Genomic DNA, 23,196 nt, shown 5'->3' with positions numbered 1-23,196 from the left:
AAGAATTCGTCATCAAGTCGGTGGGCCCCGACCACTTCACCGCCGCGCCGGTGATTGACACGCCCCTGATGAAGCAATACTACCAGCTCAAAACCCAGTATCCGGGCGCGGTGCTGCTGTTTCGGGTGGGCGACTTCTACGAAACGTTTGGCGAAGACGCCGTTACGGCCAGCCGCATCCTCGACATCACGCTCACCAAGCGCGGGGGCGGCACGCCCAGCGAGGTGCCGCTGGCCGGCTTCCCGCACCATTCGCTCGATACGTACCTGCCCAAGCTGGTGCGCGCCGGCCAGCGCGTGGCCATCTGCGACCAGCTCGAAGACCCTAAGCTGGCCAAGGGCCTGGTGAAGCGCGGCATCACCGAGCTGGTGACGCCCGGCGTGAGCCTGCACGACAACGTGCTGGAGCGTCGCGCCAACAACTACTTGGCCGCCATTCACTTCGGCAAGGCCGAGGCCGGCATTTCCTTCCTCGACATCAGCACCGGCGAGTTCCTGGTAGCCCAGGGCGATATCGGCTACCTGGGCAAGCTGCTGCAAAACTTCGGGCCCGCCGAGGTGCTGTTTTGCAAGAAAAGCCGCGGCGATTTCGAGCGGCACTTCGGCCCGGATTTCTGTACCTATGCCCTGGACGAGTGGGTGTTTGGACCCGATTACGCCCACGATACGCTCACGCGCCACTTCCGCACCACTTCGCTCAAGGGTTTCGGGGTGGACAACCTCAAGGAGGGCGTCATCGCCGCCGGCTGCATCCTGCACTACCTGGCCGAAACCAAGCACGCCAACCTCAGCCACATCGCCAGCCTGGGCCGCTTGGAAGAAGACAAGTACGTGTGGCTCGACCGCTTCACGGTGCGCAACCTGGAGCTGATCCAGGCCCAGCACCCCGGCGGCGTGCCGCTGATTGACATCCTCGACCAGACCCTGACGCCAATGGGGGCCCGGCTGCTGCGCAAGTGGGTGGTGCTGCCGCTGAAGGAGGTGGGCCAGATCCAGCGCCGCCTCGACACCGTGGGGGCCCTGGTGGCCGATGAAGAACTGCTGGCCGACCTCACCCAGCACCTGCGCCAAATCAACGACCTGGAGCGCCTCATCAGCAAAGTGGCTGTGCGCCGCGTGAACCCCCGCGAGCTGCTGCAGCTGGCCCGGGCCCTGGAAGCCGTGGAGCCAATGCGCGCCCGGCTGGCCGCGTCCGGCGTGCGGGCCCTGGAGAAGCTGGCCGACCAACTCAACCCTTGCCTGGCCCTGCGTAAAGAGATTCAGGCTAAAATCAAGGCCGACGCGCCCCTGCTCACCAACCAGGGCGGCGTGCTGAACGACGGCGTGGACGCGGAGCTGGACGAGCTGCGCGGGCTGGCCTTTTCGGGTAAAGACTACCTCTTGCAACTGCAAGCCCGCGAGCAGCGCAACACGGGCATCTCGTCGCTGAAAGTGGCTTACAACAAGGTGTTTGGCTACTACCTCGAAGTCACCAACGCCCACAAAGACAAGGTGCCCGCCGCCTGGATTCGCAAGCAGACGCTGGTAAACGCCGAGCGCTACGTGACCGAGGAGCTGAAAACCTACGAGGAGAAAATCCTCCACGCCGAGGAGCAGCTGTTCGTCATCGAGCAGCGCATCTACACCGATTTGGTGCTGAGCGCGCTCGATTCCGTGCCCCAGATTCAGCAAAATGCGCGGGCCATTGGCGTGATGGACTGCCTGGCCAGCTTCGCCCTCACGGCGCGCCAGCACCGCTACGTGCGGCCCCTGGTGAACGACGGCACCGTGCTCGACATCAAGCAAGGCCGCCACCCGGTGATTGAGCGCCAGTTGCCGCCCGGCGAGAGCTACATCCCCAACGATATCTGCCTCGACCAGACCGACCAGCAGATTGTGGTGATTACGGGGCCCAACATGGCCGGTAAATCGGCCCTGCTCCGCCAAACGGCCCTCATCGTGCTACTGGCCCAAATTGGCTCGTTCGTGCCCGCCGAAAGTGCCACGGTGGGCATCATCGACAAGATTTTCACCCGCGTGGGGGCCTCCGACAACCTGAGCAAGGGCGAGAGCACCTTCATGGTGGAGATGACCGAAACCGCCTCCATCCTCAACAACCTCTCCGACCGCAGCCTCGTGCTGATGGACGAAATCGGGCGCGGCACCAGCACCTACGACGGCATCAGCATCGCCTGGGCCATCGTGGAGCACCTGCACAACAACCCGAAGGCCAAGGCCAAAACCCTCTTCGCCACCCACTACCACGAGCTGAACCAGCTGGCCGACGACTGTCCGCGGGTGCGCAACTACAACGTGGCCGTGAAGGAGGCCGACGGCCGCATCCTGTTCCTGCGCAAGCTGCAGGCCGGCGGCTCGGAGCACAGCTTCGGCATCCACGTGGCGCGGCTGGCCGGCATGCCCACCGCCGTGGTGCTGCGGGCCAACGAAATCATGCACCACTTGGAGGTGGAGCGCACCAGCACGGGCGTGGACGACGCCGGGGCCCCCACCGAGTTCGACGCCGTGTTGGCGGGCCTCGACGAGGGGCCCCAGCCGGCGCAACCCCGGCCCCGCGCCACATCGGCCGTGGCCACGCGCCCCGCGCCCAACTCCAGTTGAGCATGTTTGAGCCCGGCGACCCGGCCCTGGAACGCCTGCGCGAGCTGCTCCAAAACCTCGACGTCAACACCCTCACGCCCATCGAAGCACTGCTAAAACTGAACGAATTGAAGTTGGCGCTGGGCCCCGCGTAAATTTTTCAGGCTGAAAATGAGCCCCAAAGGTGCGCCAGGGGCAAGTTTTTGGGCCCTGGACTTGCCTCCCGCCAAAATCCCCCTACCTTTGTGAAACCATTAGCCGCTACGCCAGTTGCGGTTATCCTGCGAGAGTAGCTCAGTTGGTAGAGCGCGACCTTGCCAAGGTCGAGGTCGCGAGTTCGAACCTCGTCTCCCGCTCCAAGTTCGAAAAAAGACGTTGCTTTCCGGCAACGTCTTTTTTATTATAGTTGAATGCATGGTTTGTGGTTAATTTTGGTAGTAGCCAACCAAGCCGGAGTGGTGGAATGGTATACACGAGGGACTTAAAATCCCTTGCCTTCACGGGCTTACGGGTTCGAGTCCCGTCTCCGGTACAACGCAAAGCCCCGCTTCCTGCCCGGAAGCGGGGCTTTTTCGCTAGAAAATGGGCCCCCGGCGGACGGGCATTTTTATTATTTGCTTGCGGGACGGGTACGCTGACGGCAGGGTTGTATCTTTGGTATCAGCCTGGTGTTTTAACGGGAAATAATTGTATGGCCACTGCTCATCTTGCCCCGTTGCCCCTTGCCGAAGCGCTGCGCCTGCAGGCGTTGCGGCCGTACCAGCTGCTGAACACGATGCACGACGAGACGTTTTCGGAGCTGGTGCGCCTAGCGGCCAAGCTTTTTAACGTTCCCATCGGCATTGTGGCTTTTGTGGACGAGGAGGAGGTAAGCATGGGCCTCAACCACGGGTTACCCCCGGACATGGACCGCGTGGACCGCGGCGAAACTTTGTGTTCGGTGGCCTTGCTGCGTGAGGAAACCACCGTTTTTGAGAATCTGAACGACCACCCCTGCGATTTGATTAGCCCCTTCTTGGTGAAGCGGTTGAACCTGGGCTTCTACGCCGGCCACACGCTGCGCACCGAAACGGGCTACCCCATCGGCGTGCTTTGCGTAATCGACCACAAACCCCGTACGTTCAGCGAAGCCGAGGCGGAGTTGTTGGCGCGGCTCGCAACCGTGGTGATGAGCTTGCTCGACCTGCGCCTGCACCTCATGCAACAGGCTAATTGGAACCAACAGCTGTGGGAGGCCGTCTACCAGCGCATCGATAGCTCGGTGACGCGCCTGGAAACCCTGGCGGCGCTGGCCGGCTGGGAGGACGCCGACGGGCCCACCGCTCAGGCCTACCAAACCTCCGCCCGCGAGGAAAGCCTGCAAGTAATGGCGGTGCTGACGGAGCAAATTCAGGCCTTGCGCGCCTAACCCGGCCGGGGCCCCGGGCCGGTGGTGTAATTTGCGGGCCCACTTACGCCCCGCCGATGTTGCCCATGCCCCCCACCGCTGCCCCCACGCCGCCCGATTACCCCGCCCTCATCCAGCGGGTGTTCACCGAAATGGGCAAGGTGGTGATTGGCCAGCAGGTGCTGGTGGGGCGGCTGTTGATCGGGCTCTTCACGGGCGGCCACATCCTGCTCGAAGGGGTGCCGGGGCTGGCCAAAACCCTGGCTGTGTCCACCTTAGCCAAGGTGCTGAACCTGCACTTCCAGCGCGTGCAGTTCACGCCCGACCTGCTGCCGTCGGACCTCGTGGGCACCATGATTTACAACCAGGGGCAGTCGGTGTTTGAGGTGAAGAAGGGCCCCATCTTCGCCAACCTCGTGCTGGCCGACGAAATCAACCGCTCGCCGGCCAAGGTGCAGAGCGCCCTGCTGGAGGCCATGCAGGAGGGCCAGGTCACCATCGGCGAAATCACCTACCGCCTCGACCGGCCGTTTTTGGTGCTGGCCACCCAAAACCCGGTGGAGCAGGAGGGCACCTACCCGCTGCCCGAGGCCCAGGTCGACCGCTTCATGCTGAAGGTGCACGTGGACTACCTCAAGAAGGCCGACGAATTGGAAGTGATGCGCCGCATGGCTAACCTGAGCTTCCAGGACGATGTGCAGCCGGTGCTGACGGCGGCCGATATCCAGGGCATTCGCCAGGAAATCAACCAGGTGCAGATTTCCGAAACGCTGGAGAAGTACATCATCGAGCTGGTGTTTGCCACCCGCCGCCCGGCCGACTACGACCTGCCCGATTTCGCGCAGGCCGTGCAGTTCGGGGCCAGCCCGCGGGCCAGCATCGCCCTGCACCGCGCCGCCAAGGCCGTGGCTTACCTGGCCGGCCGCGACTACGTGCTGCCCGAAGACATCAAGGACGTGGCCGCCGACGTGTTCAACCACCGCATTTTGCTGACTTACGAAGCAGAAGCCGACGGCATCCGCACCCAGGATTTGATTGAAGCCATTCTAGGTAAAGTGCCCATCAGCAGCTGAGGTCATTTCATTTAACAGTTATCAATTAACATTTAACAGCGTTCCGCTAGCCATTTGGGCCAGTAGAACGGCTGTTAAATGTTAATTGATAACTGTTAAATGACCCAGGGCCCTATTGCAGCGTGACGGGCAGGCTGGCCGACTGGCTGCCGGCCTGTACGCGCACCGTATAGAGGCCGGGGGCGAGGCCGCTCACGTCGAGCAGGGCTTGGGTGCCGGCAGGGGCGAGGGCGACGGTGCGGGCTTGCACCTGCTGGCCGAGGGTGTTGTAGAGCGTGAGGGCGGCGGTGCGGGCCCCGGCCACGGCGGGCAGGCTGAGGGTGAAGGCGCGGCTGGCGGGGTTCGGGAACGCGGCCAGTACGCCAGCGCCCAGGGCGTTGCGCGTGGCCGTGAGTACCCCGGTGGTGAAGGTGGTCGTAACCGCTGTGGCCGTGCCGCCGCCGCAGTTGCCCACCACCGACACGGTGTAGGCCGTGCCACCGGTAAGGCCGGTGAGCAGCACCGGCGAAGCGGTGGGCGCTGGCGATACGGTGCTGGCCGTGCCTCCGGCGGGCGTGTAGGTCACGGTGTAGCTGGTGTTGCCGCTGCCGGCCGCGAAGGCCACCGTGGCCGTAGTGGCGCCGGTGGGCATGGCGCTGAGGGCCGTAACGGGGGCACAGGTGGCGCCGGGGCCCAGCGTCACGTCCACAGCCAGGCGCGAGTTGAGGCTGCCCAGGCTGCTGATGTCGACCCAGGTGGTGCCGTCGTTGGTGATATAGAACGTGGCGGGGCGCAGCAGCGGCATCTCGTCCTGGTAACCCAGGCCGATGTTGTCGGCGCCGAGGGTGCGCACGCCTACGAAGAACTTGCCGCTAACCGGCGTGCTGGGGATGGCCACCGCATCGGGGCCCCCGGCGGCGGGCCGGGGCCGGGTGGGCGACGTGTACAGCGCCGCCCCGGGCTGGCCCGCGGCGGTGGCTCCGTACACCACTACCTGGTACGTGGAGCCGGCCGCGCCCGCGTCTACGAAGGTGGGCGTGACGGTGGTGAGCACGGCCGCGCCCACCTGGTAGCCCACGGCTAGCACGCTGCCCGCCGTGGTCAGGCCCGCGCCCAAAGTTGGGTCGGCTGTGAGGAAGCTCAGGTCAGCGGCCGACAGCGTTTGGGTAACGGCCTGCGACAGGGCCGGGGTGGTGGCCGTGGCCGGCACGGTTACCGTCAGGGTATTGGTGCCGCTGGTGGCCGTGATGGGAAAGGCCGGGAACGTGACCAGCACCGCCGCGCCGGGCGCCAGCGAGGCCACGGTTTGCGTGTTGGTGAACGAGGTGGTGCCGCTCACGGTCAGCGTTACCGGCAGGTTGGTGAGGGTGGCGTTCGAGTAGTTGACCACGCCCGCCTGCGCGGCCAGGGGCGAGGCATAGGTAGCGGCCTTGCCCAGCGTGTAAACGGCTACGGCCAGGGGCGTGGCCGTGAAGCGGTAGGTACGGCCCAGGTCGGGGGCCACGTCGGCGCGGTAGTTGTGGGTGTAGAGGATGTTGGTGCCGTCGTTGGCGTAGTAGCCGGTGCGGAACGTGGCGGCCGACCACGGCAGGCCCGACTGCGGCTTTTCGGCCAGCACCGTTTGGCCGTCGCTGAATCCCGAGCCCTTGATGCCGATGACCGGGAAGCGCACGTCGGCCATACCCGTGCCCGCCACTGTGGGCCCATATACAAACTCCACGGCATTGCTGCCCTCGTAAAGCTTGAGCTGGAAGCTGAAGTTGGCGTATTGCGTGGCCGTGGTGGCGGCCTTGTCGCTCACGTTTTTCCACTGCACGGTGCACACGCGGTTGGGCGCTGTACCGGTGGTGGCCAGCCGGTACTCGGGGCCCCCCGCGCCGCTGCCGGCCGTCAGGTCGAAGTTGAACGGGGCCAGGATGTTGACGTCGGCCGCGGCCTGGCTGAGGATGGGGTCGACGGCGTTGGTTGTTTCGCTCAGGAACAGCCCAACTGCTGAAGGCGCGTCGGGCCCCAGCCGCACGAAGCCGTTGGTGTTCAGCACAAACTGCGTGAAGGCCGCGCCGTTAAAATTAAACGTGAACCCAATGTTCTGGGCCGCCGAGTTGGCGTCGTCGGTGTTGGCCGTGGCAATGGGGGTGCCCGTGGCGGCCAGGTCGGTGTAGGTGCCGGCCACGTTCGTGGCGCCGCTGGGGGTGTAGGGAATCGACTGGGCCTGGGCCCCCACGGCCGGCAGCAAGGCCAGCGCCAACAAGGCCCGCCGGGCCCAGGCGGGCGCGGCGGCAAAGAGTAGCGGTTTTAACATAAAAAAATGGAGAAGAAATATGAAAAATGCGGCTCTGGCTAAAGATAGGAGAAATGCGGCTTTTGCCCTGCCAAACGCCAGGCGCTTGGCGGCCAGCGGCCAGCGCCAGCCGGGGCTGGGGCCCAGCGCCCGGGGCCCCTTGGCACGAAGCCCGGCTAGCGTAGCTGGCGCTTATACAGTTGCACAGTGTTTTCCAGGCCCAGGTACAGCGCATCGGCCACCAGCGCGTGGCCGATGCTCACCTCGTCCAGCTCGGGCAGCTGCTGGTGCAGGTAGGCCAAGTTGTCGAGGTCGAGGTCGTGGCCGGCGTTCACGCCCAGGCCCAGGCGGCCGGCATGGGCGGCAGCGGTGCGGTAGGGCCCCACGGCGGCCTCGTGGCCGGCGGCGTACTGCCGGGCGTAGGCTTCGGTGTAGAGCTCGATGCGGTCGGTGCCGGTGGTAGCGGCTGCGTCCACGAGGGCCAAGTCGGTGTCGAGGAAAATGCTGACGCGGCTGCCGTGGGCGTGCAGCTCGGCCACCACATCGCGCAGAAATGCCTGGTGCAGAATCGTATCCCAGCCCGCGTTGGATGTTACGGCGTCGGGCGCATCGGGCACCAGCGTTACCTGGGCGGGGCGCACGGCGCGCACCAGGGCCAGGAAATCGGGGGTGGGGTTGCCCTCCACGTTCAGCTCCGTAGTCACGATGGCGCGCAGGTCGTGCACGTCCTGGTAGCGGATGTGGCGCTCGTCGGGCCGCGGGTGCACCGTGATGCCCTCGGCCCCGAAGCGCTCGATGTCGCGGGCGGCTTGCAGCAAATCGGGGCGGGCGTGGGGCCCCCGGGCGTTGCGCAGGGTGGCAATTTTGTTGATGTTGACGCTGAGCTTGGTCATGGCAGGGCGGGGGGTATATTGCTGGCGAAAGGACGCGGCCGCGAAGGTCGGGCCGTTCCTGCTTCCAGCACAACCGGCGGCCGGCCCCGGCGTTTGCCACTCCCCCCGTTTTCTGATGACCGCCGCCTTCCCCGTTGCCCCGCGCCTGCGCCCGCTGCTGCTGTTTGCCGGGCTGGCGCTGGCCATCATCGCCACCGAGCACGTCGTTACCACGCGGGCCGTTTTTTACCAGCACCCCGCGCTTCCGGCGGCCGTGGTGTTCGATTTGCTGGTGGTGGTGCCGGCGCTGTTCTACTGGCTGGTGGTGCGGCACTACGGCTTGTCCTTCAGCACAGTGGGGGCGATGGTGGGGGCCTGCCTGGCGCTGGCGTTCTGGCTGCTGCCCGCCAGCCGGCAGCAGCCCCTGCGGGCCCTGGCCTTCCTGCCCGCGCTGCTAGAAGGCGCGGCGCTGCTGGCCGCCGCTGCCCGCGCCCGGCGCCTGTGGCGGGCCTACCGCGCCGCCCGGCAGGAGCTGAGCTGGGGCCCCAGCCTGGGCCGGGCCGTGGAGCAAGTGCTGGGCCTGCCGGGCGTGGTGCTGGTGGCCGAAATCAACATGCTACGCTACGCCGTGCTGGGCTGGTGGGCCCCGGTGGAGGCGCACCCGGCCCACGCCGCCTTCAGCGGCCACCGCGAGTCGGGCTTCGTAGCCCTGATGGCGACGGTGGGCTTTCTCACGCTCATCGAAACCGCCGCCGCGCACCTCGTGCTGGGCCACTGGCACCCGGTAGCGGCCAACTGGCTCACGCTGGCCAGCCTGTACACCGTGCTGCTTTTGGTGGCCCACACCCACGCCGTGCGGCTGTGCCCGCTGTTGCTGGGGCCCCAGGCGCTGGTGGTGCGGGTGGGTTTTGCGTGGCAGGTGGCGGTGCCCCGCGCCGCGGTGGTGGCCACGGCCATCCGCGAGGCCCCGGCCTCCGCGCCCGATACCCTGAACGCCGCCAAGGTGCTGCTGGCCAGCCCCAACGTGCTGCTCACATTTGCCGCGCCCGTGGTGGTGGCGGGGCCCTACGGCACGCGCCGCATCGTGCGCCGGCTGGCGCTGTACCTTGACCAGCCCCAGGCGCTGCTGGTGGCCCTGGCGGGCGGCGCGGGGGCTTAAAGGCGCGGCTGGCCCGCTACAGCGTAATTTTACGCCAGTAGGCGGGGCCCCCGGGCCCCGCGTGCTCATCTTCATCCCAATTCCCTGGCCATGCCCCTCAAAGAAACCCTCGACGCCGCCATCAAGCAAGCCATGCTGGCCAAAGACAAGGTGCGCCTCACCACGCTGCGCTCCCTCAAGTCGCAGATTATGCTGGCCGAAACCGCCGAAGGGGCCCAGGGCGCGGCCCTTACGCCCGATGCCGAGCTGAAGCTCCTCAACAAAGCCGCCAAGCAGCGCCGCGACGCCGCCACCATCTACAAGGAGCAGTTTCGCTCCGAGCTCGAAAGCAACGAGCTGGCCGAACTGGCCATCATCGAAGAATACCTGCCCCAGCAGCTCACCGAGGCCGATTTGGTCGAGCGCCTCGTGCACATCATCCAGCGCGTAGGGGCCCAGGGCCCGTCCGATTTAGGCAAGGTGATGGGCGTAGCCGCCCGCGAGCTAAGCGGCCAGGCCGACGGCAAAATGATTTCGCAAGTCGTCAGCAACCTGCTAAACAACACCAACCAATAGCGTCGTTTGGTGAGTTGTGAATGAGTGAGTTGGCGAGGCTGTTGAGAAAATCGTCAGGTCGTCATGCCGAGCGAAGTCGAAGCATCTCTCCTGTAGCAGTAATCATTAATTAGTTAGGCAGTAGAGATGCTTCGACTTCGCTCTGCTGCGCTCAGCATGAGGGCCTCACCTAGTCGTAATTCACTCCTTCACCAATCACCAATTCACCGACTTACCACCTCACTCATTGAATAAATGACGGCCCTCGACTTGCTCTTGCTGCTGGTGCTTGGCGTGGGGGCCGTGAAGGGGTTCCGGCGCGGGCTGGTGCTGGAGGTGGCCTCGCTGCTGGCCTTCGTGCTGGCCGTGGTGGGGGGCCTCAGCCTGCTCACGGCCACGGTGCCGGTGGTGCGGCACTACGTGGGCGAGGCCTACGGACTACTGCCGCTGGTCTCGTTCGCGCTGGTGTTCGGGCTGATACTGTGGGGAGTGCACTGGCTGGGCAGCCTGCTAAAAACTGCCCTGCACCTCACCCCGCTGGGCTTCCTGGATAGCCTGTTGGGCGGGACGGCGGGCCTGCTCAAGTGGCTGCTCGGCCTGAGCCTGCTGCTGCACGGCACCGGCCTGGCCGGGCTGCCGCTGCTGGGGCCCCAGGTGGTGGCCGGCTCGCAGGTGCTGCCCGTGGTGCGGCAGGCCACGCCGCTGGCGCTGCGCACCACGGCCTACGTGCTGCCCGTGGCCAAGGGCCTGCTCACGCGCATGAAAACCGCCTTTACCCACCCGACGAATTAGCGTGCCCCTGCTGCTGCTCGACAACTTCGATTCCTTCACCCACACCCTGGCCGATTACCTGCGCCAGCTGGGGGCCGCGGTGGTGGTGCGCCGCAACGACGTGCCGCTGGCCGAGCTGCAACAAACGGCTTGGGACGGCATCGTGCTTTCGCCGGGGCCCGGGGTGCCGGCGGCGGCGGGTGTCATGCCGGCCGTTATTGCCCACTACCACGCCCGGGTGCCCATGCTGGGCGTGTGCCTGGGCCACCAGGCGCTGGGCGAGTTTTTTGGGGCCGAGCTGGGGCGGGCAGCCCGGCCCATGCACGGCAAAGTATCAGATGTAGCATGGGCCCCGGGGGCGGCGCTGGCGGCGGGCCTGCCGGCCGTCGTGCCCGTTACGCGCTACCACTCGCTGGTGCTGCGCGAGCCGCTGCCCCCGGCGCTGGTAGCGCTGGCCCACACCACCGGGGGCCCCGGTCCGCCCGAGCTGATGGCCCTGCGCCATGCCACGTGGCCGCTATTCGGAGTGCAGTTTCATCCCGAAGCCCTGCTCACGCCCGACGGATTGGCGATGTTGGGCAATTGGCTCCGCTTTTGTAACATTGCAAAACCCGTACCCCCCGTGGCCGGTTAGTATCATTTCCATGGAATTGCAGACCCACCACCGCCAAGGCTACGAGTACGTCGACGAAGGCGAGGGCCCCGTGCTGCTCCTGCTGCACGGCCTGTTCGGGGCCCTCAGCAACTGGGCCGACGTGGTGGACGCCTTCCGGCCGCACTACCGCGTGCTCATCCCGCTGCTGCCCATTTATGACATGCCGCTGGCGCAGGCCGGCGTACCGGGCCTGGCGCGCTACGTCGAGGGCTTCGTGGGGGCCCTGGATTTGCCGCCGGCCTTCACGGTGCTCGGCAACTCGCTGGGCGGCCACGTGGCCTTGGTGTATACCCTCGACAACCCGGCCCGGGTGAGCCGGCTGGTGCTCACGGGCAGCAGCGGCTTGTTTGAGGACGGCATGGGCGGCTCGTTCCCGAAGCGCGGCAACTACGGCTTCGTGCAGGAGCGGGTGGCGTATACCTTCTACGACCCCGCCGTGGCCACCAAGGAACTGGTAGATGAGATTTTTCGCATCACCAACTCCAACTCCAAGTGCCTGCGCATCATCGCCATTGCGCGCTCGGCCCAGCGCCACAACCTCACCAAAGAGCTGCACCGCATCACGGTGCCGGTGCTGCTGGTCTGGGGCCTGAATGATACCATCACCCCGCCGCCGGTGGCCCACGACTTTGCCCGCCTACTGCCCGGGGCCGAGCTGGCCTTCCTCGACCATTGCTGCCACGCCCCGATGATGGAGCGCCCCGCCGCTTTCAACGCCTACCTGCGCCGGTTCCTGCGCCGCACAGAGCCGCAGCCCGCCGTTTTGGCCTGACGCGCCAGCCCGGCGCAATTTTTGCATGGGGGGCCCAGGGTCCGGCGGCCCGGGGCCCCCCAACTTGCCGCCTATCGCTTCCCCAATTATTGCTACCGACTGAATACAGGTTGCCTTATTCCCGTTCATTCATCCTACGGGCGTCCAGCTTTGGCGCCGCGTGTTTTCGCCCCGCCCTATGCAAGCCATGCTCGCCGAAGATTTACTCAACGAAATGATTCCGCCCCTCAAGGGCACCGACTCGCTGGGCAAAGCTGCCCGGTGGCTCGATGAGTTTCGGGTGGGCCAGCTGCCAGTACTGACCGAGCGCCAGTACCGCGGCCTAGTGACGGAAGCCGATTTGGCCGACTTTGACAACCCCGAGGCGCTGCTTTCGGAGCTCACGCTGGGCTTCCGCGAAACCGTGGTGCGGCCCGACCAGCACTTTTTCAAGGTGGTGGAGCTGGCCATCGAGAACAAGCTCCAGCTGGTGCCGGTGGTGGACGAGGACGACGCCTACGTGGGCGTGGTGACGGTGGCCGACGCGCTGGCGGCCTTTGGGCCCCAGGCTTCGGGCCCCGGCCAGGGTGGCATCCTGGTGCTCAGCATGGCCGAGCGCGACTACTCGCTCTCGCAAATCAGCCGCTACGTGGAGGAGAACAACGCCAAAATTGTGAATGCCTACACCATGCCCGATGAGCTGGATCCGTACCGCATCCGCCTCACCCTCAAGCTGAACACCGACAACCTGGCCCGCATCGTGGCCACGCTCGAGCGGTTCGGCTACGTGGTCACGGCGCAGTTCAGCGGCTCGGCCGAGGTGAGCGAGGACGAGCAGGAGCGCTACGACGGCCTGCTGCGCTACCTGAGCGTGTAGCGGGAAACGGGTGCTGGGCGTTCTATTGATTTTGCTGGGCTGGCTGGCCGGCCCGGGGCCCGCCCCGGCCGATACGCTGCCCCTGCGCGCCATCCGCGCCCTGCCCCCCGTGGTGGCCCCCAGCGATACGTTGGTGCGCATCCTGCCCTGCGTAGGGGCCCCGCCCGGGCCCGCGTGTCCATTGTGCTATTGGTGGGCAACCGCGTCACGCGCGAACGCATTTTGCGGGCTGAGTTGGACGTCCGCGAGGGCGATACGCTGGACCTGGCCGAGCTGCCGGCCCGCCTCGAAGCCAACCGCCGCCGGCTGTTCAACCTCCAGCTTTTCCACACGGTGCTGGTGCAGGCCAGCTGCCAGGGCAACGGCGAGCTGCTGCTGCTGTTTGTGGTGCAGGAGCGGCTCTACACGTTTCCGGTCCCGATCTTCTCCATCGCCGACCGCAACTTCCGGTCGTGGCTCGATCGGCCCGACCGCTGGCGGCGCCTCGATTACGGCCTGCACTTAGTGCGCAACAACTTCCGGGGCCGCAACGAGCAGCTGACGGCCAACTTGCAGCTGGGCTTCAACCCCAAGTACGAGGTGTTTTACGAAGCCCCCGGCTTGGGCCGCACGCGCCGCGTGGGCGTGGGCGGGGGCTTCTCTTTCTCACAAAGTCGCTCCGTCGATTTTCGCACCTTCGACGACCGCCTGCAAGCCTACCGCCCCGCCGATGCCTACGCCATTCAGCGGCTCTACGCCTCGGGGGGCCTGCGCTTGCGCCACACCGTGCAGTTCCTCACCGCTCTCGATGCCTCATACCACCGCGAGCAGATATTGGACTCGGTGAACTTCGACAATGCCAATTATTTCCTGAGCCGTACCGCGCGCGAGTTCCTCGATTTCAGTCTCGTCAGCACCCTCAACCAGCGCAATACCTTCGCCTACCCACTCACCGGGCAATACGCCCAGGGCCTGCTGGCGCACCGCGTTTTCCTGAACCCCGACCTGCCGGCCCTCACCACCCTGCGGCTGGTGTACAATCACTACTTTTCGCTGGGCCACCGGTTCTACTACGCCTTCGGGCTGAAAGGGCAAGCGCGCCTCACCCAGGCCCTGGCCTACGCCGATGCCAGGGCCCTGGGCAACGACGACGCGCTGGTGCGCGGCTACGATGCCTACGTCGTCGACGGCCGCCACTACGGCCTCGTGCAGCAGGGCCTCAGCTACCGGCTTTTCAACGCCAGCGAAATCCACTTGGCCGGCATCAAAAATTCCAAAATCAACACCATTCCGCTGGTCGCCTACCTCAACCTATTTGCCGATGCGGGCTACGTGGTGGCCCCCGGGGCCCCATTCGGCAACCAGCTGCCCAACCACCTGCTGCGCTCCGCGGGCCTCGGTCTGCACCTGGTCACGTACTACGACCGGGTGTTCACCCTTGAATACACCTTGAACGGCCTGGGCCAGGCGGGGTATTTCTTTCGCAGCGCCTTTCCCATTTAAGGCCACCGCCGGGGCCCCGGGCCCTGCGGAGCCGCGCCGGGCCCCATCTTCGCATCACCCACCATTCCCAACCGCATGAAATTCGCCATCCTCGGCAAGCCCTTCGCAGAGGAAGCTGCCCCGGCCATCCAGGCCCTGCTCGACGACCTGGCCGCCCGCCACGCCGAAGTGCGCATCGTGGAATCCTTCCGCACCTACCTCGACAACACCCTGCGCCTGCCCGACAACACCACCAGCTTCCGCCGCGGCGACTCGTTGCGGGGCACCAATTTCGTGCTCAGCATTGGCGGCGATGGTACTCTGCTCGATACGGTGACTTACGTGGGGGCCCTGCAAATTCCTATTTTGGGCATCCACACCGGCCGCTTGGGCTTCCTGGCCACCGTCACCCCCGACGGCATCGGCCAGGCCATCGACGCCCTCTACAAAGGCCATTTCGTGTTCGACGACCGCAGCCTGATTCGCGTCGATACCGACCCGGACGTGTTCGGTGGGTTGAACTTTGGGTTGAATGAATTTAGTATTTTAAAGGGAGACTCGGCTTCGATGATTGCCGTGCATACTTACATCGATGGTGAGTACCTGAATTCGTACTGGGCCGACGGACTCGTGGTGGCCACGCCCACGGGCTCCACGGGCTATTCGCTGAGTTGTGGGGGTCCAGTATTAGTTCCCCAAACCAACAATTTTATCATTGCGCCCGTATGCCCCCACAACCTGAACGTGCGGCCCCTCGTGGTGTCCAATCAGAGTGTGCTTTCCTTTGAAATAGAGGGTCGTAGCTCCAACTACATGCTTTCACTTGACTCTCGTTCCATCTCCGTCGATGCCAATGTGCAGATGGCAGTGCGACGCGAAAGCTTCTGCGCGCGGTTGGTTAAGCTCAACCACGTAAACTTTTTGAGCACACTTCGGAGCAAGTTGAACTGGGGGCTTGACCGCCGTAACCCCAGCTCCGTGTTAGGTTAATAAATTACCACGAGTCTGAAAATTGTCCATAAATTTTTTTTAGTTCCAAACAGTCTCTACTTTTGTAAACATCTGAGAGTCCGTTATTGGTACTTTTCCGCTTCGCCCACGACCTACGCTATTCACTTTTGTTGCCTTATGAAACATATCTTCACATATTCCACTACTCTGCTGGTGGGACTGGCGTTGCTCGGTTCTTCGCGGGCCGATGCGCAGCAGTTTAACAAGCGCAAGCAGTACAATTCAGTCGGCTTTAATATTAATGCCATGAATTACTTCGGTGACTTGGCTCCCAGTACCGGGTTCTCCAGTTTTCGATTCAACAATACCCGCCCCAATGTGGGTGTGACCCTGACCCGCCGCTTCTTTCCCCGGATATCAGGTCGCGTAGGACTATCCTACGGCCGCATCAATGGCGATGATGCCACGGCTGCTGACGCTGCTGACCAGAATGCTCGGTACCGCTATAACCGCAACGCCAACTTTCAGAACGATATCGTGGAGCTTTCGGGTGTGGTCATCGTTGACCTTATCCAGAACCGTAACAACTATCTGAAGCGTCCGGACTTTGTACCGTATGTTTTTGCTGGCGTAGCGGGTTTCCACCACAATCCGAAGGGCCGCGACGCCAACGGTAACTACGTGCCGTTGCAACCACTGGCTACCGAAGGCGTCGATTACAGCCGCTTTCAGGTTGCTATTCCATTTGGCGGCGGTGTGCGCTACCGCATCAACCGCAACTTCGATGCTAGCCTGGAATTCGGCATCCGCAAGACTTTCACCGGCTATCTCGATGACGTGAACGGCAACTACGCGCCCAATCTGACGGGCCAAGCCGCCTACTTTGGGGGTACCAACCCAGCAACTTCGGTAACTAGAAGCAATACGGGAGACTTCAGTGGGTTTGCTCCCGGGGTTAAGCGTGGTCAGAACAAGACGGATTGGTACACAGTAACCGGCTTGTCGTTGAATTACATCTTGACGCCCCGTATTAAAAACCCGAAATTCCGCTAAGCAACCCTGCCTGCTCCTGCTGGCCAGCGCTCAGTGCCTTATTTAGCTTGATGATAGTTAATGCATTTCGTTGCGCACTCCTTGTTTGCCTCGTGCAGGCAGGGGGTGCGTTTTTTTGCTCCTCGGCGCAAGCCCAGATTGAAACCCAAACTACCAGCGAGCTGGGCCTGGGCTTGGGCTTAACCAATTACCGGGGCGAAATCTCCCCGCAGTATCAATTCGGCAACAACCGCCCGGCCATCACCGCTTTCTATCGCCGTGATGTGTCGGCACCGATAACGTTGCGAGGTAGCTTTTTGGCTGGCTTGTTGCGGGCCGATGATGCCAACGTAACCGGCGAAGAGGGCGGCGTACCTCCTTTGCAGTCCTACCGGGGTTCCAACATGAAGGGCAGCGTATTGGAAGCAGCCGTGGCCATGGAGTACAACTTCATGGATTATCACGCCCGCAAACAAAAGATTCATTTCACGCCCTATTTGTTCATCGGCGTGGGAGGGTACTACGCAAACACCCGCACCCAATCGACCAACCAAGCCCTTGGGCCCGACTATAACCGCTCGGGTGGGCACTTTGGCATTGCCATTCCGGCCGGGGCTGGACTGAAGTATGCGTTGTCGCAGCACATCAACCTAGGCTTAGAGGTGGGGGTGCGCAAAACATTTAGCGATAAGCTCGATAACTTGGGTGATCAGGACCCTCTGCTAGTAAACCTGCACGATAACGACTGGTATTATTACAGTGGCCTTAGTGTTTCCTACACCTTCTATAAGGTGCATTGCCCGCCACAATACAAAAACAATAAGCAACTGTTGAAGTAGGCCAGCAGCTACTTAAGAGCCCGCCACCGTGCTAAATAATAGCACGGTGGTGGGCTTTTTTTGTGTAAGATCAAGGGCTGGGGCCCCTGCCCGGTGGCGCCACGGCTGGCAGATGCAACCGTCTTCGTAACTTGCGGCCTCTTATATCAAAACCGCAACGATGACCGGCCGGGCCGAAATCGACTCCCTTAACATTCCCGCGCACGTGGCCGTCATAATGGACGGAAATGGCCGCTGGGCCAAACAACGCGGAGGCCTTCGGGTGTTCGGGCACCAGAGTGCCATCAAGGCTGTGCGCGAAACAGTGGAAGAAGCCGCGCAGCTTGGAGTTAAATACTTGACGCTGTACGCTTTCTCTACCGAGAATTGGAATCGTCCGGCGCTTGAAGTAATGGCTTTAATGCAGCTGCTGGTTCATACCATCCGCCAAGAGACACCCATTCTGCTTAAGAACAGCATTCGCTTACAGTCCATCGGCGATACGGCTAGCCTACCGGTAGGTTGCCAGCGGGAGTTGGCCGAGGCCCAGGAGCTGACTAAAGCCGGTACCCGCATGACTTTGGTGCTGGCCCTGAGCTATAGTGGCCGCTGGGACCTAGCCCAGGCGGCCCGTCGTTTGGCAGTCGATGTGGCAGCGGGCCGGGTGCAGCCCGCCGATGTGAGCGAAGCCAGCATCGCAAGCTACCTCTCCACGGTGGGCATTCCTGATCCTGAATTACTTATCCGCACCAGTGGCGAGCAGCGCATTAGTAACTTCATGCTGTGGCAGTTGGCTTATACCGAACTCTACATCACCGACTTGCTGTGGCCTGATTTCCGGCGCGAGCATTTGCAAGATGCCATCCGAGCGTATCAGCGGCGCGAGCGGCGCTTTGGCAAAACCAGCGAGCAGATCGCTGTTTCCTAGTGTTTTATTCAATTCATAATTTCAGTGCGTAATTTTTCTTGGTTTCTACTGCTATGGTGGTTGGTGATGGCGAGCTTGGGCGTGGCTCAGGCCCAGAACCCAGGCGTGCGTCCAGCGGGGGGGGCTGACGAACCCAAAAAATACGTGCTGGGCGGCATTACAGTGAGCGGTACCCGCTACCTTGACCCCAATACCTTGGTTGGCTTGTCGGGGCTACGAATAGGTGATAACATCACCATCCCGGGCGAAGAAATTGGTAAAGCCATCCGCAAGCTTTGGGCCCAGGGCATCCTAGGCGATGTGAACGTAACCATCGCCCGCATTGAAGGCGACAAGATTTTCCTGGATTTTACGCTGAAAGAGCGGCCGCGCTTATCAAAATTCACCTTCGATGGCTTGAGCAAAGGCAAAACGGAAGAACTAACCAAAAAGATTACCCTGATCCGGGGCAAGGTGGTGACTGATGCATTACTTAACAACACCCGCACGCAGGTGCGCAAATTCTACGTTAACAAAGGCTACCTGGACACTAAAGTAAATATTCTGCAAGTGCCGGATTCCTCGTTGTCCAACAGCGTAGCCCTGCGCATCAACGTAGATAAGGGCAGTAAGGTCCGCATCCATGACATTACGTTTGAAGGCAATAATGCTTTTTCGGATTACAAGCTGAAGGGCAAGCTGAAGAAAACCAAAGAGCGCAAGCCATACAAATTTCTGACCCCGGGCAAGTTCCAGCGGGCAGAATACGAAGAGGACAAGAAAAAGCTAATCGAATTCTACAACGCCGAAGGCTACCGCGATGCCATTGTTGTGGGCGATACTTTGGTTCGCGACGATAAAGGATTGGCTTTGACCATCAAAGTGGATGAGGGTCCCAAGTACTATTTCCGCCACATCACTTGGAATGGCAACTACCTCTACGATGACAAAACGTTGTCGGGGGTGCTGGGCATCCGGTCAGGTAGCCCTTATAGCAAGGAAACGCTGGACAAGCGCCTGAATTATAACCCAACGGGCCAAGACGTTACGTCGCTCTACATGAACGATGGTTACCTGTTCTTTCAGATTGAGCCGGTAGAGAAGAAGGTAGAAGGTGATTCGATTGACATTGAGATGCGCCTGACCGAAGGGGTGCAGGCGCACGTTAAGGAAATCAATATTGCGGGCAATACCAAAACCAGCGACCACGTGGTGCGCCGCGCCATCCGGACTCTGCCGGGCGACAAGTTTAACCGCGAGCTACTCATTCGCTCCAACCGCGAACTGGCTACCTTGGGCTACTTCGATCCCGAAAAAGTGGGCATCAACCCCATTCCCAACCAGGCCGATGGCACGGTGGACATCAACTACACGGTAGTGGAGAAGCCTTCGGACCAAGTGACGCTTTCGGGCGGCTGGGGCGGCTACGCCGGCTTTATCGGTACGGTGGGCCTGGTTTTCAATAACTTTTCACTGCGCAAAGCCGGCACACTGCGCAACTGGACGCCAGTGCCCGCCGGTGACGGCCAGCGCTTGGCCCTCAACATTCAGGCCAACGGCTTCCAGTACCAGGCCTACTCACTCTCCTTCACGGAGCCCTGGCTGGGTGGCCGCCGGCCAAACTCGCTCTCGTTCAGCTTGAACCGCAGCATCAGCCGCCTCGGTACTACGTTCGATGCCAATACGAGTAGTTTCATCAAGGTAAACAGCGCCACGGTGGGCCTGGGCCGCCAGCTGCGGGTGCCGGATGACTACTTTACGCTGAGCAACTCGCTTTCGTACAGCCACTACCAGACGCAGAACTACTCACTGCTAACCAGTGGTGCGGCCACCGGTACGTTCAATAACATTACCCTTAACACGACGCTCTCGCGCAACAGTATTGACAACCCGACTTACACGCGCCGGGGCTCGTCGCTGAGCTTAAGCCTGAGTTTGACGCCGCCGTACTCCGTCTTCCCGGGGGCCCACCCCGATGCTAACCAGTGGCTGGAATTCCACAAGTGGATGTTCGATGCCTCGTGGTTTACGCCCATCGTGGGCAAACTGGTGCTGAACACTAGGGCCCACTTTGGCTTCCTGGGTTCGTACGGCAAGCGCGACATTGGTCCGTTTGAGCGCTTCAAGATGGGTGGTGCCGGCCTCGGCTACAACGGTGGCGGTAACTTCATTGTGGGTACCGACTACATTGGCCTGCGCGGCTACGACGACCCTAACGCCTCCTACGCCATTCCAACGGCACAAGCGAACCAGAGCGGGGGCATTATTTACAATAAGTATGTGCTGGAGATGCGCTACCCCGTCAGCCTAAACCCGGCGGCGACGGTGTACGTGCTGGGCTTTGCTGAGGCCGGCAATTCGTTCGATACTTACAATAATTACAACCCTTACAAGTTGTACCGCTCGGTGGGTGTAGGGGCCCGGATTTTCATGTCGGCATTCGGTTTGCTAGGGTTTGACTTTGGCCACGGCTTCGACTCGGTGGTTCCGCAGCCGAATACGAACACCAAGCAGGACTTCAACCACTTCCACTTTATCATCGGCCAGCAGATCCGCTAGTTTAGCGGGCACTTAGTGGCCGCTCCCTTTGTTCAATGCGCATGAAAATAGGTTTTTGGGGCGTGTTGGTGGGGCTGCTACTGGCGGCCCGGGGCCCAGGCCCAGAAGTTCGGGTGGGTCGACTCGGAGTTCATCATGGCCAAAATGCCTGATTTCGCCAAGGCACAACAAGAGTTGAATACCTTCTCGACGACGTGGCAGAAGGAAATTGAAGCGCAGAAAAAGGAATTGGATCGGCTGCGAAGCACTTACCACGACGAGGAGGTGGTACTGACCGAGCAGATGAAAAAGAAGCGGCAGGACGAGATTCTGCTGAAGGAGCAGGAGGCGAAGGCTTACCAGAACAAGCAGTTTGGCTACGAAGGCCAACTATTCAAGAAGCGCCAAGAGCTAAATAAGCCGGTGCAGGACAAGGTGTTCGAGGCCATCGAAAAGGTGGCCAAGAAAAAGCAGCTGGCGATGGTAATCGATAAAGCCGGCGATTTGACCTTGCTGTACACCAACCCTACATACGACTACACCGAATTTGTACTGGAGGAACTGGGCTTGGCTGCTGAAGACCGCAACCAGCCCGGTACCAAAGGCCCCGTGAAGACGGTGACGCCGCCTAAAACAGCGCCTACCGACCCGGCGTTCGAATCAGATTCGGGCACTCCCGATCTGCCCGTTAAGGCCAAGCCTAGCCGTGCGGTGAGGAAGAGCCCAAAATAACTACCTTTGTATCTACACTTTCTCTGAAAATTTTCCCTTGATGAATCCCGTGAAAACCCTCCGCTTGACGTTGGCCGCCGCTCTGCTCACCGCCGGCACCCTGGGCGCTAACGCTGCCCAAGCCCAGGCCCCACTGAAAATTGGTTACACCAGCGTGCAGTACGTGCTGAGCCAGATGCCCGAGAGTAAGCAAATCGAGTCGAGCCTGAAAACCTACAACGAACAGTTGGCGGCTCAGATGAAGAGCAAGTACACTGAGTACCAAGGTAAGCTGGATGCTTACCAGAAGAGCGCCAACACGATGACCGATGTGGTGAAGGCCGACAAAGAAAAAGAGCTAACCGGTTTGCAGCAGTCCATCCAGGAGTTCCAGCGCAGCGCCGAGCAGTCGTTGCAGCAGAAGCAGCAAAGCTTGCTGCGTCCGGCCCTCGACAAGCTGCAAAAGACGATTGATGACGTGGCTACTGAGAACGGCTACACTTACGTGCTAAATTCGGACGGTGATACCCCGACCTTGCTGCACGGCCCCAAAGAAGGCGACATCTCGGAAATTGTGCTGAAGAAAATGGGCATCACGCCTACCGCTCCGGCCCCGCTGAAAGCAGGCCCAACCACGGGCGTTATAACTACGCCGGCTGCCCCTGTGGCTGCTCCCGCCGCAACCAAAACCAAAACTAAAAGCAAGAAGTAAGCAACTCGCGCTTGCAAACGCAAAAGGCCAGGGCGTAAGCCCTGGCCTTTTTGTTGACACATTTTTCTGTTACCATGAGCGAAGCCGAACAGGGCCCCGAGATTGATGCCGACGATGCCGAAGGCGGCGACGAGTTGTACGAGCACCACCGCATTGTAGTGGACCGTGGCCAGGAGCTGCTGCGCATTGATAAGTTCTTGCTGCACCGCCTGGGTAACACTTCACGCAACAAAGTGCAAGAAGCCATTCGGGCCGAAGCCGTGCACGTGAACGGCCAGGTGGTAAAGCCCAACTACCGCATCAAGCCGCTGGACACCATCACCGTGACGCTGCCTGAGCCGCCGCGCACGGGCAACGTCGTGCCCGAGCCCATGGACCTAGACATTCCTTACGAAGATGCCGACCTGCTCATCGTAAATAAGCCGCCTGGCATGGTGGTGCATCCGGCCTTTGGGCACTGGCAGGGTACGCTCGTTAATGGCCTAGCCCACCACTTGGCCAACCTGCCCACGGGCCGCAACGGTGAGATTCGCCCGGGCCTAGTGCACCGCATCGATAAAGATACTTCGGGGCTGTTGGTGATTGGCAAAACGGAATTTGCCATGACGCACCTGTCGCTGCAATTCTTCCACCACACCATTCGGCGGCGCTATGTAGCCCTTGTGTGGGGCACACCCAAGGAGGCTAAAGGCACTGTGCAGGGACACATTGGGCGTAGCATACGCGACCGCAAGGTGCAGGCAGTGTACCCCGGTGGCGAGCAGGGTAAGGCGGCTGTTACGCACTACGAAGTGTTGCGCAGCTACGGTCCCGTTACACTCATCAGTTGCGTGCTCGAAACTGGCCGCACTCATCAGATCAGGGCCCACATGCAGTACCTGGGCCACCCGCTCTTCAATGATGCCACCTACGGCGGCAACCGCATCCGGGTGGGCCCCAACACGGCCAGCTACCGCGCCTTTGTGGAGAATACCTTTCAGCTGCTGCCCCGGCAGGCTTTGCACGCCCAGTCGCTGGGTTTTGTGCAACCTACCACAAACGAGGAATTATTCTTTGAAGCAGAGTTGCCCGCCGATTTTGCCGCTGCACTAGCCAAATGGGAGGGATACGCTGCCCAGTAATAGCTACGCGTTGCGCAAGCAAAAGGGGCC

19 protein-coding genes, 2 tRNA genes and 1 pseudogene are annotated in these 23,196 nt (G+C 62.0%); 20 read left to right on the top strand and 2 right to left on the bottom strand.

Annotation, left to right across the window (positions count from 1 at the left end; translation table 11 throughout):
• Positions 1-68 precede the first annotated feature (68 nt).
• The 5 genes and pseudogenes from mutS to BEN49_RS08330 all read left to right on the top strand — a co-directional run bounded on the left by mutS (position 69) and on the right by BEN49_RS08330 (position 5,036).
• Positions 69-2,731, top strand: a pseudogene (gene mutS / locus BEN49_RS08350) (DNA mismatch repair protein MutS).
• Between the two features lie 128 nt (positions 2,732-2,859).
• Positions 2,860-2,935 (top strand) — tRNA-Gly (locus BEN49_RS08345).
• A gap of 90 nt (positions 2,936-3,025) precedes the next feature.
• Positions 3,026-3,108 (top strand) — tRNA-Leu (locus BEN49_RS08340).
• Positions 3,109-3,291: 183 nt separating this feature from the next.
• On the top strand, positions 3,292-3,984 hold the full coding sequence (locus BEN49_RS08335; RefSeq protein ID WP_070742575.1) for a GAF domain-containing protein: 693 nt from the start codon (positions 3,292-3,294) through the stop codon (positions 3,982-3,984).
• Between the two features lie 65 nt (positions 3,985-4,049).
• Positions 4,050-5,036 carry an AAA family ATPase gene (locus BEN49_RS08330; protein WP_070742647.1) on the top strand — a complete coding sequence of 329 codons (987 nt, stop codon included), beginning with the start codon at positions 4,050-4,052 and terminating at the stop codon, positions 5,034-5,036.
• A 112-nt stretch (positions 5,037-5,148) separates the two neighbouring features.
• Here BEN49_RS08330 and BEN49_RS08325 read toward each other — a convergent pair whose 3' ends face one another.
• Both BEN49_RS08325 and BEN49_RS08320 read right to left on the bottom strand, forming a co-directional pair.
• Entirely contained in the window at positions 5,149-7,317 is a 2,169-nt protein-coding gene (locus tag BEN49_RS08325) for an NIDO-like domain-containing protein (protein WP_070742574.1), read from the bottom strand.
• A gap of 155 nt (positions 7,318-7,472) precedes the next feature.
• The gene (locus BEN49_RS08320) at positions 7,473-8,189 is read right to left on the bottom strand and encodes a pyridoxine 5'-phosphate synthase (protein WP_070742573.1); all 717 of its coding nucleotides are present in this window, start codon (positions 8,187-8,189) and stop codon (positions 7,473-7,475) included.
• A gap of 115 nt (positions 8,190-8,304) precedes the next feature.
• Here BEN49_RS08320 and BEN49_RS08315 point away from each other — a divergent pair, with 115 nt between their 5' ends.
• From BEN49_RS08315 to BEN49_RS08245, 15 genes are all read left to right on the top strand, one after another.
• Positions 8,305-9,327 carry a hypothetical protein gene (locus BEN49_RS08315; RefSeq protein WP_070742572.1) on the top strand — a complete coding sequence of 341 codons (1,023 nt, stop codon included), beginning with the start codon at positions 8,305-8,307 and terminating at the stop codon, positions 9,325-9,327.
• 90 nt (positions 9,328-9,417) lie between these two features.
• Complete coding sequence (locus BEN49_RS08310) at positions 9,418-9,882, top strand: GatB/YqeY domain-containing protein (protein WP_070742571.1); 465 nt, start codon at positions 9,418-9,420, stop codon at positions 9,880-9,882.
• A 234-nt stretch (positions 9,883-10,116) separates the two neighbouring features.
• The gene (locus BEN49_RS08305) at positions 10,117-10,653 is read left to right on the top strand and encodes a CvpA family protein (protein ID WP_070742570.1); all 537 of its coding nucleotides are present in this window, start codon (positions 10,117-10,119) and stop codon (positions 10,651-10,653) included.
• 1 nt (position 10,654) lies between these two features.
• A complete protein-coding gene (locus BEN49_RS08300; RefSeq protein WP_070742569.1) occupies positions 10,655-11,266 on the top strand; it encodes an anthranilate synthase component II in 612 nt (203 codons plus the stop codon).
• A 10-nt stretch (positions 11,267-11,276) separates the two neighbouring features.
• Positions 11,277-12,059: an alpha/beta fold hydrolase gene (locus BEN49_RS08295; RefSeq protein WP_070742568.1), complete on the top strand. Its 783-nt coding sequence runs from the start codon at positions 11,277-11,279 to the stop codon at positions 12,057-12,059.
• A gap of 178 nt (positions 12,060-12,237) precedes the next feature.
• Entirely contained in the window at positions 12,238-12,915 is a 678-nt protein-coding gene (locus BEN49_RS08290; RefSeq protein WP_083325913.1) for a CBS domain-containing protein, read from the top strand.
• Positions 12,916-13,089: 174 nt separating this feature from the next.
• Positions 13,090-14,397, top strand: coding sequence for a BamA/TamA family outer membrane protein (locus tag BEN49_RS08285; RefSeq protein WP_070742567.1), 1,308 nt, complete (start codon positions 13,090-13,092; stop codon positions 14,395-14,397).
• A gap of 75 nt (positions 14,398-14,472) precedes the next feature.
• Entirely contained in the window at positions 14,473-15,366 is an 894-nt protein-coding gene (locus BEN49_RS08280; RefSeq protein ID WP_070742566.1) for an NAD kinase, read from the top strand.
• A gap of 138 nt (positions 15,367-15,504) precedes the next feature.
• Positions 15,505-16,380: a DUF6089 family protein gene (locus BEN49_RS08275; RefSeq protein WP_070742565.1), complete on the top strand. Its 876-nt coding sequence runs from the start codon at positions 15,505-15,507 to the stop codon at positions 16,378-16,380.
• Positions 16,381-16,430: 50 nt separating this feature from the next.
• Positions 16,431-17,198 carry a type IX secretion system protein PorG gene (porG, locus tag BEN49_RS08270; protein ID WP_070742564.1) on the top strand — a complete coding sequence of 256 codons (768 nt, stop codon included), beginning with the start codon at positions 16,431-16,433 and terminating at the stop codon, positions 17,196-17,198.
• 160 nt (positions 17,199-17,358) lie between these two features.
• Positions 17,359-18,105, top strand: a complete 747-nt coding sequence (gene uppS, locus BEN49_RS08265; RefSeq protein ID WP_070742563.1) for an undecaprenyl pyrophosphate synthase — start codon at positions 17,359-17,361, stop codon at positions 18,103-18,105.
• Positions 18,106-18,129: 24 nt separating this feature from the next.
• Positions 18,130-20,643 (top strand): outer membrane protein assembly factor BamA, encoded by a 2,514-nt coding sequence (gene bamA / locus BEN49_RS08260; RefSeq protein ID WP_239691874.1) that lies wholly within the window; start codon positions 18,130-18,132, stop codon positions 20,641-20,643.
• Positions 20,644-20,778: 135 nt separating this feature from the next.
• A complete protein-coding gene (locus tag BEN49_RS08255) occupies positions 20,779-21,354 on the top strand; it encodes an OmpH/Skp family outer membrane protein (RefSeq protein WP_083325911.1) in 576 nt (191 codons plus the stop codon).
• Between the two features lie 40 nt (positions 21,355-21,394).
• Positions 21,395-22,045, top strand: coding sequence for an OmpH/Skp family outer membrane protein (locus tag BEN49_RS08250; protein WP_070742561.1), 651 nt, complete (start codon positions 21,395-21,397; stop codon positions 22,043-22,045).
• Positions 22,046-22,119: 74 nt separating this feature from the next.
• Entirely contained in the window at positions 22,120-23,166 is a 1,047-nt protein-coding gene (locus BEN49_RS08245; protein ID WP_070742560.1) for an RluA family pseudouridine synthase, read from the top strand.
• Positions 23,167-23,196: the final 30 nt, after the last annotated feature.

The sequence above is a fragment of the Hymenobacter coccineus genome (assembly GCF_001816125.1).
GTDB classification, from domain to species: Bacteria; Bacteroidota; Bacteroidia; order Cytophagales; family Hymenobacteraceae; genus Hymenobacter; species Hymenobacter coccineus.
Note: the sequence above shows the minus strand (reverse complement) of the source record. Positions and strands in the feature narration are given on the sequence as shown.